The organism is Pseudomonas sp. WJP1 (genome assembly GCF_028471945.1).
Classification (GTDB): Bacteria; Pseudomonadota; Gammaproteobacteria; order Pseudomonadales; family Pseudomonadaceae; genus Aquipseudomonas.
On sequence record NZ_CP110128.1, the window covers coordinates 6554559 to 6569132 of the forward strand.

A 14574-nucleotide genomic window follows, 5' to 3' on the forward strand; every position below is an offset into this window, starting at 1 on the left:
AGCGATTGTAACTGATCGCCGATGAGGCAATTTATCTGTTAGCGACGCGCCAAAAGGTGGCGCGTTTTTGTGCGGGCGTTCCTTTTGCGCGCAGTTTTGACTGGTCTGGCCCCTTCGCGGGCAAGCCTCGCTCCTACAGATACCACCGTCTGTAGGAGCGAGGCTTGCCCGCGAACAGCATCAACCCGGTCTCAGCACTCCACCGCGCTAACCGCCAACCCACCCCGCGACGTCTCCTTATATTTGTCATGCATGTCGGCACCGGTATCGCGCATGGTGCGAATCACCCGGTCCAGCGAGATAAAGTGCTGGCCATCGCCGCGCAATGCCATCTGCGCCGCATTGATCGCCTTCACCGCGGCAATCGCGTTGCGTTCGATGCACGGCACCTGCACCAGACCACCCACCGGATCGCACGTAAGCCCCAGGTTGTGCTCCAGGCCGATTTCCGCCGCGTTGCACAGTTGTTCCGGTGTGGCGCCAAGAATTTCCGCCAGGCCAGCCGCCGCCATGGCGCAAGCCGAGCCGACTTCGCCCTGGCAACCGACTTCGGCACCCGAGATCGAAGCGTTCTTCTTGCACAGGATCCCGACCGAAGCCGCACCCAGCATGTAGTCGACGACATTGGCGTCGGTCACGTCCTCGCTGAACTTCATGAAGTAGTGCAACACCGCTGGGATGATCCCGGCCGCGCCATTGGTCGGCGCCGTAACCATGCGCCCGCCGGCGGCGTTCTCTTCGTTGACCGCCAGGGCGAACAGGTTGACCCACTCCATGGCGCTCAACGTCGAGCCGATCACGTTGGGCTTGTTCAGCTCCTGCAAGCTGCGATGCAGTTTGGCCGCGCGACGGCGCACGTTCAGGCCGCCGGGCAGGATGCCCTCGTGCTTGAGGCCTTGCTCGACGCAATCCTGCATGGCGCGCCAGAGGTGCATCAGGCCACTGCGGATTTCCTCTTCGCTGCGCCAGACCTTCTCGTTGGCCATCATTAATTCAGCCACGCGCAGGTTGTGCGTTTTGCACAGTTCCAGCAGCTCGGCGGCGCTGGAAAAATCGTACGGCAGCACGGTGCGATCCATATCGACCACACCGCTGCTGGCTTGCGCCTCATCGACGACAAAACCGCCGCCGACTGAATAATAGGTATCGCGATGCAGCTCGCCGTCTTCACCTTCGGCAACCAGGGTCATGGCATTGGGGTGAAAGGGCAGGTTCTCGTCGATCAGGCGCATGTCCCGAGCCCAGATAAACGGCACCGGCAGACGGCCATCGAGCAACAACGTGTCGGTTTCACGCAAGGTGGCGATGCGAATGCCGATTTGCGACGGATCGATCGCGTCCGGCCACTCACCCATCAACCCCATGATCACTGCGTTGTCGCTACCGTGGCCAATACCGGTGGCCGATAGCGAACCAAAGAGCTGCACTTCGACACGTCGAACTTGCTCAAGCTGCCCCCGTTCACGCAAGCCCTGCACGAACAGCGCCGCCGCCCGCATAGGCCCCACGGTGTGCGAACTGGAAGGGCCGATGCCGATTTTGAACAAGTCGAAAACACTGATAGCCATTACTGCCGAACTCCTGGGTGAGCCAACTCCAGGCGCAAAAGCGCCCGGTGGCGGAGCTGCTACGCTCAAGCTGCAATCCGCCGAGATGACCGCATCATCAGGCTTTTGTCATGTCGTTCGACGTCTCTAACCGACGCACTCTTGTCCACTAACGCCGTGTGCGTTTTACGCCATGTTTTCGGCGTTTTTTTGCGATGCAGAGGGGGAAAAGAGGCTGAAAAAATCTGTAAACGACGTCACCGACACTGGATGCGACCATCCCTGTACTGGTTACGACGCACCCTGTAGGCGTCAGATTTTCACTGGTACATGATCGTATCGACTCGATTGCAAGGCGCCGTGGTAGAGATGTCTCCAGAACGCCATCCAACCGCAACCTATAAGTGCGGTGGTTCCAGTCGGAAACACTGCCAAAAAAAACACCAAGGAGTCCATCCATGAAAGGTTCCCCGTCGTTGTTGTTGGCCGCTTTGCTTAGTCTGCCGGTTCTGGCGCAAGCCGCCGAACCGGCGCAATGCAGTACCGTAAACTTCTCCGATGTTGGCTGGACCGACATCACCGCAACGACCGCCACCACCAGCGTCGTGCTCAACGCCCTCGGCTACAAGACCAAGACCACCATGATTTCCGTGCCCGTGACCTACAAGTCCCTGGCCGACGGCAAGAACATGGACGTGTTCCTCGGCAACTGGATGCCGACCATGGAAAACGACATCAAGGCCTACCGCGACGCCGGCACCGTGGACACCGTGCGCACCAACCTCAAGGGCGCCAAGTACACCCTCGCCGTACCGCAGGCGCTGTACGACAAGGGCCTGCATGACTTCGCCGACATCGCCAAATTCAAGAAAGAACTCGACGGCAAGATCTACGGCATCGAGCCGGGCAACGACGGCAACCGCCTGATCCAGAGCATGATCGACAAGAACGCCTTCGGCCTCAAGGACGCAGGCTTCAAGGTCGTCGAGTCCAGCGAAGCGGGGATGCTTTCCCAGGTCGACCGCGCACAGAAACGCGACACCGCCGTGGTCTTCCTCGGCTGGGCGCCGCACCCGATGAACAAGCGCTTCAAGATTCAATACCTGACCGGCGGCGACGACTTCTTTGGCCCTGATTTCGGTGCTGCCACCGTGGCGACCAACACCCGCAAGGGTTACGCCGAGGAATGCAGCAACGTGGGCCAACTGCTGAAAAACCTGGAGTTCACTGTCGACATGGAGAGCGAACTGATGGGCAACATCCTGGACGACAAGATGAAGCCTGACGCGGCCGCCAAGGCCTGGTTGAAGAAGAACCCACAGGTGCTCGATACCTGGCTCGCTGGCGTGACCACCATTGACGGTAAACCAGGCCTGGAAGCCGTGAAAGCCAAACTCGCGCCTTGAATCAGGGAGCATCGCTTATGCCGGGCGGCTCACGCCGTCCGGGCTGTTAATTTCCTTGCATGCGGACGTTCACTACCATGCTGATTGATCAGAAAATCCCTTTAGGCCAGCACATCGCGAGCTTTGTCGAATGGTTGACGCAACACGGCGCCAATACATTCGACGCCATTGCCGTGTCGCTGGAAACGATGATCCACGGCGTGACTTTCGCGCTGACCTGGTTCAACCCGCTGGCACTGATCGGCCTCATCGCCCTCCTGGCCCACTTCATCCAGCGCAAATGGGGCCTGACCGTTTTTGTCATTGCCTCCTTTCTGCTGATCCTAAACCTGGGGTACTGGCAGGAAACCATGGAGACCCTCGCCCAGGTGTTGTTCGCCACCCTGGTCTGCGTGGTCATCGGCGTGCCGCTGGGCATCGTCGCCGCGCACAAGCCAATGTTCTACACTGTAATGCGACCGGTACTCGATCTGATGCAGACCGTACCGACCTTCGTTTACCTCATTCCTACCCTGACCCTCTTCGGGCTGGGTGTGGTCCCGGGCCTGATCTCCACGGTGGTGTTCGCGATTGCCGCGCCGATCCGCCTGACCTACCTGGGCATCCGCGATGTCCCGCAAGAACTGATGGACGCCGGCAAGGCCTTTGGCTGCTCGCGTCGCCAGCTGCTGACACGGATCGAACTGCCCCACGCCATGCCGAGCATCGCGGCCGGTATCACCCAGTGCATCATGCTTTCGCTGTCGATGGTGGTGATCGCGGCACTGGTGGGCGCCGACGGACTGGGTAAACCGGTGGTCAACGCACTGAACACTGCTGATATCGCCCTGGGCTTCGAAGCGGGCCTGGCGATCGTACTGCTGGCGATCATGCTCGACCGTATCTGCAAACAACCCGACGCCAAAGTAGGGGGTGACGCATGAGCATAATTCGCTTCGAAGACGTCGACGTAATCTTCACCAAAGATCCACGCGAAGCACTGAAACTTCTCGATCAAGGTTTGACCCGCAGCGAGATCCTGAAAAAGACCGGGCAGATCGTGGGCGTCGAAAAGGCCAGCCTGGATATCGAAAAAGGTGAAATCTGCGTACTGATGGGCCTGTCCGGCTCCGGCAAGTCCAGCCTGCTGCGCTGCATCAACGGCCTCAACACCGTCAGCCGTGGCAAGCTGTTCGTCGAGCACGAAGGCAAGCAGATCAACATTGCGTCCTGCACCGCCGCCGAACTGAAAATGATGCGCACCAAGCGCATCGCGATGGTGTTCCAGAAGTTCGCCCTGATGCCTTGGCTGACGGTGCGCGAGAACATCAGTTTCGGACTGGAAATGCAGGGCCGTCCGGAGAAGGAACGCAAGAAACTGGTCGACGAAAAACTCGAACTGGTGGGCCTGACCCAATGGCGCAACAAGAAACCCGATGAGCTGTCCGGTGGCATGCAGCAGCGTGTGGGCCTGGCCCGCGCACTGGCGATGGACGCCGACATCCTGCTGATGGACGAACCGTTCTCGGCACTCGACCCGCTGATCCGCCAGGGCCTGCAGGACGAACTGCTGGAGCTGCAACGCAAGTTAAGCAAAACCATCGTGTTCGTGAGTCACGACCTCGATGAAGCCCTGAAGCTCGGCAGCCGTATCGCGATCATGAAAGACGGCCGGATCATCCAGTACAGCAAGCCTGAAGATATCGTCCTCAATCCCGCGGACGACTATGTGCGGACCTTCGTGGCCCACACCAACCCGCTGAACGTACTGTGCGGGCGCAGCCTGATGCGTACCCTGGACAACTGCAAACGCATCAACGGTTCGGTGTGCCTCGATCCGGGCGGCGATTCGTGGCTGGACCTGGCTGAAGGCAACACCATCAAGGGAGCTCGTCAGAACGGTGCGAGCCTGGACCTGCAGAACTGGATTCCAGGGCAAGCGGTAGAAGGCCTGGGCCGCCGGCCGACGCTGGTGGACTCCAACATCGGCATGCGCGATGCGCTGCAGATCCGTTATCAGACGGGCAACAAACTGGTGCTGCACGACAACAACAAAGTGGTCGGGATTCTCGGCGACAGCGAGCTGTACCACGCGCTGCTCGGCAAGAACCTGGGATAAGGCAACAGACACAAAAACGCCGCGAGAGATCGCGGCGTTTTTGTTTGTGGGCTATCGGGAAATGCAGCGTCAAGGCTGATGACCCCTTCGCGAGCAGGCTCGCTCCCACATTGGAATACGGTCAACTGTGGGAGCGAGCCTGCTCGCGAAGAAGGCGACGCGGCGTCACTGAAACACCGCATCGCTTCACTACTTAGCTGTAAACCCGGCCAAGCAGCTGCCGATGGCTTTCAAACTGATCGAGCACGTCACGGGTGATCTGATCCTGGGTGAAACCCATCAAGTCGTAGTCCTGGCTGCCGTTGTGCAGGTACACCTCGGCGCGGTAGTAACGCTGACGCGCCTCATCGGATTGGGCCGACTCGGTTGGCGTCGCCAGGTAGCCATCCAGGCTGACTTCGTAGACAAAAGGGTTGCCCTCTTCCATCTCGACCCGTACGCCCATGCAACGCTTGGACTTGCCCAGCAACGTCTGCACTTCCAGGCCTTGAGCACGCATTTGCGTCGTAGCATCCTGCAATGCCGGGCTCACATGCTTGTCCATGAAGCGTTGGACCACCGACTGGCTTGGTTGCAGGTCCAGCTGCGTCAAACGCTCGCTAAATCCACGACGACCGCGTGCCGCCAGTTCCGCCTGCTCCTGTTCGATCTGCACGTCCTGGCGCATGGCCTTGTGCAAGCCGAACATGAAGAACACCAACACCACCGAGAACGGCAGGCCGGCCAGCACCACCATGGTTTGCATGGCTTCGAAGTTACCGGCGAACAGCAGGCCGATGGTCACCAGGGTGATCACCACCGACCAGAAGATTCGCAGCCAGTGCGGCGCATCTTCGTCGACGTTACCGCCCTTGCACGACAGGTTGGCCATCATCACCGCGCCAGAATCCGCCGGCGTCAGGAACAACACGAAGCCCACGAAAATCGAGACGCCGATCACCACTTTCGACGCCGGGTAATGCTCCAGCAACTGGTAGATCGCCATGGACGGCTGTTCCAGCGCCGTCTTGCCCAGCTCCACCGCCCCATGGTTCATCACCAGGTCCAGGGCCGAGTTACCGAAGATCGACAACCACGCCAGGGTGAAACCCAGCGGAATCAACAGCACGCCAGCGACCATTTCACGCACCGTGCGACCACGGGAAATACGCGCGACGAACATGCCTACGAATGGCGCCCAGGAAATCCACCACGCCCAGTAGAACAGGGTCCACAGGCCCAGCCAGCGGTCGGACTTCTCACTGTCGCCTTCGTACACATAGAGGTCGAAGGTCTTCAGCACCACGCCGTTCAGGTAATCACCGACGTTCTGCACGAAGCCGTTGAGCAGGTGCAGGGTCGGGCCGAACAGCAGCACGAAAATCAGCAGGCCGCTGAACAGCACGATGTTCAGGTTGGACAGGCGGCGGATGCCGTTTTCCACGCCCGACACGGCAGCGATGGTCGCCACGGTGCTCATCACGATGATCACGATCAGCAGGTTGGTGTTGCTGTGCTCCATGCCGAACAGGTTTTCCAGGCCCGACGACACCTGCAGCGAACCGATCCCCAGGTTGGTCACCAGGCCCAGCAGGGTCACGAACATGCCGAAGCCGTCGACCGCATGACCAGCCGCGCCCTTGACCCAACGCTCGCCCACCAGCGGATACAGCGCCGAACGCAACGCCAGCGGCTGGTTATGCCGGTAGGCAAAGTACGCTACCGCCAGGCCGACCAAGGCGTAGATCGCCCAGCCGTGCAGGCCCCAATGCAGGAACGTCAGCTGAACGGCCTGACGGGCGGCCAGGTTGCTGCCGGCCACGCCTTCGGGTGGGTTGAAATAGTGATCCAGCGGCTCGGACGCACCGAAGTACAGCAGCGAGATGCCGATACCCGACGAGAACAGCATCCCCGCCCAGGCGCCGTAGCTGAAGTCCGGGGTGTCGTCCTTGCTGCCCAGCTTGAGCTTGCCGTAGGACGAGAACGCCAGGCCGACCACGAAGATCAGGTAGGCGGCAATCACCACCATGTAGTACCAGCCGAAGCTGCGGGACAACCAGGCTTGCGCCGTACCGAGCAGTCTGCCGGCCTCTTGCGGGGCGATGATCAGAATGGCGGTCAACAACAGAATCAACGCGGTAGAGGTGTAGAACACCCAACCGTTGACCGTCACCTTCTCGGGTGGGGTCTTTATTAGCGAGGCAGAACTCATGGCACAGATGCTCCGGGCAGTGCGAGAGAAGAACGCAAGACAAACGAGTTACCCGACCAATCGCTTAGTGGGCAGCCGACCAGCGGGTGATATAAAGACAACCCGAACACGCTCGAACCCCCTTTAACGCCGTAGCGCGTGGGTTTCGAGCATTTTCGGAAGTCGTTTTTTTCGCCGCTACGCGTAGGAAAAATCTGTAGGCAGCGACGATTTGTCGCAGATCTTATTCTTTGTTGATTGAACGTTCAATCAAAACAAAATAGACTGGCCCTCAATCCGATAGACGTCTTGCGTCTGCCGGAAGGCCTAAGGAGATGTGCAAGATGCCCAAGGTCGGTATGCAACCCATCCGTCGCCAGCAGTTGATCGAAGCCACATTGCTGGCGGTCGATCAGGTCGGAATGGGGGACGCCAGCATTGCGCTGATCGCCCGTTTGGCCGGTGTCTCGAATGGCATCATCAGTCACTACTTTCAGGACAAGAATGGCCTGATTGCCGCCACCATGGGGTACCTGATGACCGTCCTGAGCGAGAACGTCACCGCGCGCCGCTTGGCGCTGACAGATGACAGCCCGCGGGCGCATCTGCAGGTGATCATCGAAGGCAACTTCGACGCCAGCCAGGTCAATGGCCCGGCAATGAAAACATGGCTGGCCTTCTGGGCCACCAGCATGCACCAGCCGTCTTTGCACAGGTTGCAGCGGATCAACGATCACCGTCTGTATTCCAACCTGTGCTGCCAGTTCCGCCGCGTGTTGCCGCTTGTCGAAGCGCGCAGTGCGGCTCGGGGCCTGGCAGCGTTGATTGACGGCTTGTGGTTGCGCGGCGCGCTGTCGGGAGATGCTTTCGACACCGAGCAGGCGCAACGGATCGCTTACGAATACATGGATATCCAACTGGCCAAGCGGGTGAGTTAGAGCACAACAGAACGCTCAACCCCTGAACGCGCCAATCACTTAATGCACTTGCGAGGACTTTATGGCCCGTTTCGAACTGCAAAAACTCTACATCGATGGCGGCTACAGTGACGCTGGCAGCGACGCCACGTTCGAAGCCATCAACCCGGCTAACGGCGAAGTCCTCGCAAAAGTACAACGTGCCACCAAGGAAGACGTCGAGCGCGCTGTGGTCAGCGCCGAAAAGGGCCAGAAAATCTGGGCCGCCATGACCGCCATGGAGCGTTCGCGCATCCTGCGTCGCGCCGTGGACATCCTGCGCGAGCGCAACGATGAACTGGCTGCCCTGGAAACCCTGGACACCGGCAAGTCGTACTCCGAAACCCGCTACGTCGACATCGTCACCGGCGCTGACGTATTGGAGTACTACGCAGGCCTGGTACCCGCCATCGAAGGCGAGCAGATTCCGCTGCGCACCACTTCGTTCGTCTACACCCGTCGCGAGCCGCTGGGCGTCGTGGCCGGTATCGGCGCGTGGAACTACCCGATCCAGATCGCCCTGTGGAAATCCGCACCGGCCCTGGCCGCCGGTAACGCGATGATCTTCAAGCCAAGCGAAGTCACCTCGCTGACCACCCTGAAACTGGCCGAGATCTACACCGAGGCTGGCCTGCCAGCGGGTGTGTTCAACGTCCTGACCGGCAGTGGCCGTGAAGTCGGCACCTGGCTGACCGAGCACCCGCGCATCGAGAAAGTCTCGTTCACCGGCGGCACCGACACCGGCAAGAAAGTCATGGCCAGCGCTTCGAGCTCTTCGCTCAAGGACGTGACCATGGAACTGGGCGGCAAGTCGCCGCTGATCATCTGCGACGACGCCGACCTCGATCGCGCCGCCGACACCGCGATGATGGCCAACTTCTACAGCTCCGGCCAGGTCTGCACCAACGGCACTCGCGTGTTCGTACCGGCGCACCTGAAAGCCGCTTTCGAAGCCAAGATCGTTGAGCGTGTTGCGCGCATCCGCGTCGGCAACCCGGAAGACGAGAACACCAACTTCGGCCCGCTGGTCAGCTTCGCCCACATGGAAAGCGTGCTGGGCTACATCGCCAAGGGCAAGGAAGAAGGTGCTCGCCTGCTGTGCGGCGGCGAACGCCTGACCGACGGCGAGTTCGCCAAGGGCGCCTTCGTCGCGCCGACCGTGTTCACCGATTGCACCGACGACATGACCATCGTGCGTGAAGAAATCTTTGGCCCGGTGATGGCGATCCTCACCTACGAGACCGAAGAGGAAGTGATCCGTCGCGCCAACGACACCGACTTCGGCCTGGCCGCCGGTATCGTCACCAAGGACCTGAACCGCGCCCACCGCGTGATTCACCAACTGGAAGCCGGTATCTGCTGGATCAACGCCTGGGGCGAGTCCGACGCGAAGATGCCGGTCGGTGGCTACAAGCAGTCGGGTGTTGGCCGTGAAAACGGCATCAGCTCGCTGAACAACTTCACCCGCATCAAATCGGTACAGGTCGAGCTGGGCGATTACGTCTCGGTGTTCTAAGAACCCGGGCTCTGTATTGCCTGCCAGGCCGTCTTCGCGCGCAAGCCCGCTCCTGTAGGAGCTGGCTTGCCAGCGAATCGAGCGCGAAGCGCTCGCCTTCAAACCGCCTGACCTGAACCAACTTCAAAGAGGGTGCATTCAATGTCCCAAGAATTCGACTACATCATCATCGGTGCCGGCTCTGCCGGTAACACCCTGGCGACCCGTCTGACTGAAGACGAAGGCGTCACCGTCCTGCTGCTCGAAGCCGGCGGTCCGGACTACCGCATGGATTTTCGCACGCAGATGCCGGCCGCCTTGGCGTTCCCGCTGCAAGGCCGTCGCTACAACTGGGCCTACGAAACCGATCCAGAGCCACATATGGACGGTCGCCGGATGGAATGCGGCCGCGGCAAGGGCCTGGGCGGCTCTTCGTTGATCAACGGCATGTGCTACATCCGCGGCAACGCCATGGACTACGACGGCTGGGCAAAATTGCCAGGTCTCGAGGACTGGTCGTACCTGGACTGCCTGCCGTATTTCCGCAAGGCGGAAACCCGCGACATCGGCCCGAACGACTACCACGGTGGTGAAGGCCCGGTCAGCGTGACCACACCAAAAGCCGGCAACAACCCGCTGTTCCACGCCATGGTTGAAGCTGGCGTGCAAGCCGGTTACCCACGCACCGAAGATTTGAACGGCTACCAGCAGGAAGGCTTCGGCCCGATGGACCGCACCGTTACGCCTAAAGGCCGTCGTGCTTCCACCGCCCGCGGTTACCTGGACGTGGCCAAGAAGCGTTCGACCCTGACCATCGTCACCCACGCCCTGACCGACAAGATCCTGTTCGAAGGCAAGCGTGCGGTCGGCGTGCGTTACCTGGTAGGCGACGCTGAAGAACGCGTTGAAGCCAAGGCGCGCAAGGAAGTGCTGCTGTGCTCCGGCGCCATCGCTTCGCCGCAGATCCTGCAACGCTCCGGTGTCGGCCCGGCCGAACTGCTGAACAAGCTCGACATTCCGGTGGTCCACGACCTGCCGGGCGTCGGTGAAAACCTGCAGGACCACCTTGAGTTGTACCTGCAATACGCCTGCACCCAACCGGTGTCGCTGTACCCGTCGCTGCTCCTGCACAACCAGCCGGCCATCGGTGCCGAGTGGCTGTTCAACGGCACCGGCATCGGCGCCAGCAACCAGTTCGAAGCCGGCGGTTTCATCCGCACCCGCCCGGAATTCGAATGGCCGAACATCCAGTACCACTTCCTGCCGGTGGCGATTAACTACAACGGCAGCAACGGTGTGAAAGAGCACGGTTTCCAGGCGCATATGGGCTCCATGCGGTCGCCAAGCCGTGGGCGCATCCAGGCCAAGTCCAAGGACCCACGCCAGCACCCGAGCATCCTGTTCAACTACATGGCCACCGAGCAGGACTGGCAGGAATTCCGCGACGGCATCCGCCTGACCCGTGAAATCATGCAGCAGCCGGCGCTGGACGCCTTCCGTGGCCGCGAAATCAGCCCGGGCATCGAAGTGCAAACCGATGAGCAGCTGGACAAGTTCATCCGCGAGCATGCCGAAACCGCGTTCCACCCGTCCTGCTCGTGCAAGATGGGCACCGACGAAATGGCCGTGGTCGATGGCGAAGGTCGCGTGCATGGCATGCAAGGCCTGCGCGTGGTCGATGCCTCGATCATGCCGATCATCACCACCGGCAACCTGAACGCGCCGACGATCATGATGGCCGAGAAAATCGCCGACAAGATCCGTGGCCGCAAGCCGTTGCCGCGCAGCAAGGCCAGCTACTACGTAGCGGGCGGTGCGCCGGTGAAGGGCAAGCCTATGCGTGAAGTGAGCCAGCCCGCGTAACACCGCGTCACGGCCAATCGCGAGCAAGCTCGCTCCCACAGGTCCCGGGTTGGATTGCAGATTTGTGATCCACCCCGGCCACTGTGGGAGCGGGCTTGCCCGCGATGAGGCCCTTACAAACAGCGCACCTCTACCGATCCAAGCTTGATCCTCCCCCCATGCAGGCCTACTCTAGTGCCGCGCAATCGTTCCATCCCCTCGCCGCACCGCTGCACCGCCACTCCATACCAAGGAGGTTCCCGAATGTTCGATTTCCACCCCCAGCTCAAGCAGCGCTTTGCTGCCTTGCGTACGGGCGCCGAATTCTTTTCCCTGCGATATGTGCGCGAGTCCGGCCAGTATCTGTCGGTGCGCAAGAACGTCGCCGAACCGCCGAGCCTGAGCCGCGACGAAGGCGCCATGCTGACTGTACGGGTCAACGGCGTCGAAGCCTATGCGGCCACCAACGACCTGTCGCAACAGGGCCTGCAAGCCGCCCTCGAACGCGCAGAACAGCAGGCGCGCCGACTGAAGCCCCACGCCCTGCTGGACCTGCGCGACCAAGCGGTATCCAGCGACCGTGCCGATTATTTCTCGCCGACCCTCGACCAGCCCTTCCCCTCCCTGAGCGATTGCTACCAGCTGCTGGGGGCCGAATCCGCCGCCGTGCCCAAGGACGAGCGCTTGGTGAGCTGGCAGGTCAGCCTGGGCATGACCCACGTCGAGCAGATCTACCTCAACAGCGCCGGCGCCGAACTGCGCCAGGCCCAGCGCTTCGTCTACCCGGGTCTCGACGTCACCGCCTACGACGGCAGCGACAGCCAGACCCGCAGCCTGGGTCGCGAGAACTTCGGCCAACAGGGCGGTGCCGATGTCATCAATCGCTGCGGCCTGGTCGGTGCCGGCCCGCTGGTCGCCGATCAGGCGCTGCAATTGCTGCTGGCACCGAACACACCGCAAGGCCCGCGCGACCTGCTGCTGATGCCCGACCAGATGATGCTGCAGATCCACGAATCCATCGGCCATCCACTGGAACTGGACCGCATCCTCGGCGACGAGCGTAATTACGCTGGGACCAGCTTCGTCAAAGCCGAAGATTTCGGCAGCCTGCAATACGGCTCGAAACTGCTCAATGTGACTTTCGATCCGGACATTCCCGAACAGCTCGCCAGCTACGGCCATGATGACGACGGCACGCCTGCCAGCAAACAATTCCTGATTCGCGAAGGCCTGCTGTTGCGTCCCCTGGGCGGTGCCCTCTCGCAGTTCCGCGCAGGTCTCAACGGTGTCGCCAACAGCCGAGCCTGCGGCTGGAACCGTCCGCCGATCGACCGCATGGCCAACCTCAACATCGAGCCTGGCGACCAGCCGCTTGCGCAACTGATCGGCAACATCGAACACGGCATCTTGATGAGCACGAACCGCTCGTGGTCCATCGACGACGCGCGCAACAAGTTCCAGTTCGGTTGCGAATGGGGCCAGTTGATTGAAAACGGCGAACTCAAGGGCGTGGTGAAGAACCCGAATTACCGGGCGATTTCCGCGCAGTTCTGGAAAAGCCTCAGCGCAGTCGGCGATGCCAGCACCTTCAAGGTCCTGGGCACGCCCAATTGCGGCAAGGGCGAACCGAATCAGGTGATTCGCGTCGGCCATGCCTCGCCAGCCTGCGTATTCAGCAACGTTGATGTTTTTGGGGGAGACAGCTGATGACCACGTCGAAAGCCCAGGCCGATGCGTTCAAGGCATTGGTCAGCCGATTGCGCGACGCGTTGCGCGAACCGGAGCAATTCACCCTCAGCTACGCCGCCGAATCGTCGGCCTTCGTGCGTTTCAACCACGCCAAGGTGCGTCAGGCCGGGCAGGTGCAGCAGGCGAGCATCGGTCTGAAACTGATCAACGATGGCCGCCACGCCGACCTGCAAATCACCCTGGCGGGCGATCCTGCAGTCGACCATCAGCGCCTGGCCGAAGGCCTGCAACAACTGCGTGAAACCCTGCCGCTGTTGCCCCAGGACCCCTACCTGCTGCTCAACTACACCAGCTGGCAAAGCCGGAACGTGCAGGAGCATCCGCTGCCGGACACCGAGCAAGTGGTCGCCGAAATCACCCAGGCCGCCGAAGGCCTGGATCTGGTCGGGTTCTATGCGGCCGGGCCGATCAGCCGTGGTTTCGCCAGTTCCGCCGGCGCCTTCGGCTGGCACCAGGCCAACAGCTTCAACTTCGATTTCAGCCTGTTCCATGAAAACGGCCAGGCGGTGAAGGCCAGCTATGCCGGGCACGACTGGAACAGCGAAGGCTTTGCCAAGCGCTTCCAGCAGGCGCGGGAACAGCTTGAATACCTGGGACGGCCGCTACGCACCTTGGCGCCGGGTCAGTACCGCGCCTACCTGGCCCCTGCCGCGCTGGAAGAAATCATGGGCATGTTGTGCTGGGGCGGTTTTTCGGCTCAGTCGATTGCCAGCAAAAGCAGTCCGCTACAGAAGCTCTACGGGGGCGATCAAGCCTTCAGCCCGCTGGTCTCGCTGGACGAAAAAGTCAGCGGTTCGCTGAGCCCGGCGTTCTCCGACGAAGGCTACCCACGCAGCGACCTGGGGTTGATCGTCGAAGGCAAGGCCGGTGCGCAACTGGTGGGTTCACGCAGCGCCGCCGAATACGGATTGACCGCCAACGGCGCCAGTGGCGGGGAATCGCCAACGGCCCTGAACATGCGGGCCGGGGATTTGCCCGAGGCACAAATCCTCAAGCAACTCGGTACCGGCCTGTACATCAGCAACCTGTGGTACCTGAACTTTTCGGATCAACCGGCGGCACGCCTGACCGGCATGACGCGGTTTGCGACCTTCTGGGTCGAGAATGGCAAGATCCAGGCACCGGTCAGCACCATGCGTTTCGATGACAGCGCCTACAGTCTGCTGGGCACACAGCTGGAAGCGCTGACCGCGGAGCGCGAGTTGCTGTTGTCGGCGAGCACCTACAGCCAGCGGGCGACGGCATCGGCGTTGTTGCCGGGGGCGCTTGTCAGCCGGTTGACCTTGACCCTCTGACACCGCTCGTTCCCAC

The 14574-nt window shown here is 61.2% G+C and carries 10 protein-coding genes; 8 read left to right on the top strand and 2 right to left on the bottom strand.

Annotated features, from left to right (window positions below; genetic code table 11):
- Positions 1 to 191 precede the first annotated feature (191 nt).
- A complete protein-coding gene (locus OH720_RS29560) occupies positions 192 to 1568 on the bottom strand; it encodes an L-serine ammonia-lyase (RefSeq protein WP_180202356.1) in 1377 nt (458 codons plus the stop codon).
- A 437-nt stretch (positions 1569 to 2005) separates the two neighbouring features.
- Between OH720_RS29560 and OH720_RS29565 the strand changes: the two genes are divergently transcribed.
- From OH720_RS29565 to choV, 3 genes are all read left to right on the top strand, one after another.
- Entirely contained in the window at positions 2006 to 2953 is a 948-nt protein-coding gene (locus tag OH720_RS29565) for a choline ABC transporter substrate-binding protein (protein WP_272603840.1), read from the top strand.
- A gap of 77 nt (positions 2954 to 3030) precedes the next feature.
- Positions 3031 to 3876, top strand: coding sequence for a choline ABC transporter permease subunit (gene choW / locus OH720_RS29570; RefSeq protein ID WP_008057086.1), 846 nt, complete (start codon positions 3031 to 3033; stop codon positions 3874 to 3876).
- Positions 3873 to 5051 carry a choline ABC transporter ATP-binding protein gene (gene choV / locus OH720_RS29575; protein WP_008057085.1) on the top strand — a complete coding sequence of 393 codons (1179 nt, stop codon included), beginning with the start codon at positions 3873 to 3875 and terminating at the stop codon, positions 5049 to 5051. The genes choW and choV overlap by 4 nt, the downstream gene beginning before the upstream one ends.
- Before the next feature lie 193 nt (positions 5052 to 5244).
- Here the strand turns inward: choV and OH720_RS29580 are convergent, their stop codons facing one another.
- A complete protein-coding gene (locus tag OH720_RS29580; protein ID WP_238543155.1) occupies positions 5245 to 7185 on the bottom strand; it encodes a BCCT family transporter in 1941 nt (646 codons plus the stop codon).
- 380 nt (positions 7186 to 7565) lie between these two features.
- On the opposite strand from OH720_RS29580, the gene betI reads away from it, so the two are divergent.
- The 5 genes from betI to OH720_RS29605 all read left to right on the top strand — a co-directional run bounded on the left by betI (position 7566) and on the right by OH720_RS29605 (position 14558).
- Complete coding sequence (gene betI / locus OH720_RS29585) at positions 7566 to 8159, top strand: transcriptional regulator BetI (protein ID WP_008057083.1); 594 nt, start codon at positions 7566 to 7568, stop codon at positions 8157 to 8159.
- A 61-nt stretch (positions 8160 to 8220) separates the two neighbouring features.
- Positions 8221 to 9693 carry a betaine-aldehyde dehydrogenase gene (gene betB, locus OH720_RS29590; RefSeq protein ID WP_008057081.1) on the top strand — a complete coding sequence of 491 codons (1473 nt, stop codon included), beginning with the start codon at positions 8221 to 8223 and terminating at the stop codon, positions 9691 to 9693.
- A gap of 141 nt (positions 9694 to 9834) precedes the next feature.
- On the top strand, positions 9835 to 11535 hold the full coding sequence (betA, locus tag OH720_RS29595; RefSeq protein ID WP_272603841.1) for a choline dehydrogenase: 1701 nt from the start codon (positions 9835 to 9837) through the stop codon (positions 11533 to 11535).
- Between the two features lie 243 nt (positions 11536 to 11778).
- Complete coding sequence (locus OH720_RS29600; protein ID WP_272603842.1) at positions 11779 to 13221, top strand: TldD/PmbA family protein; 1443 nt, start codon at positions 11779 to 11781, stop codon at positions 13219 to 13221.
- Positions 13221 to 14558: a TldD/PmbA family protein gene (locus OH720_RS29605; protein WP_272603843.1), complete on the top strand. Its 1338-nt coding sequence runs from the start codon at positions 13221 to 13223 to the stop codon at positions 14556 to 14558. The genes OH720_RS29600 and OH720_RS29605 overlap by 1 nt, the downstream gene beginning before the upstream one ends.
- Positions 14559 to 14574 lie beyond the last annotated feature (16 nt).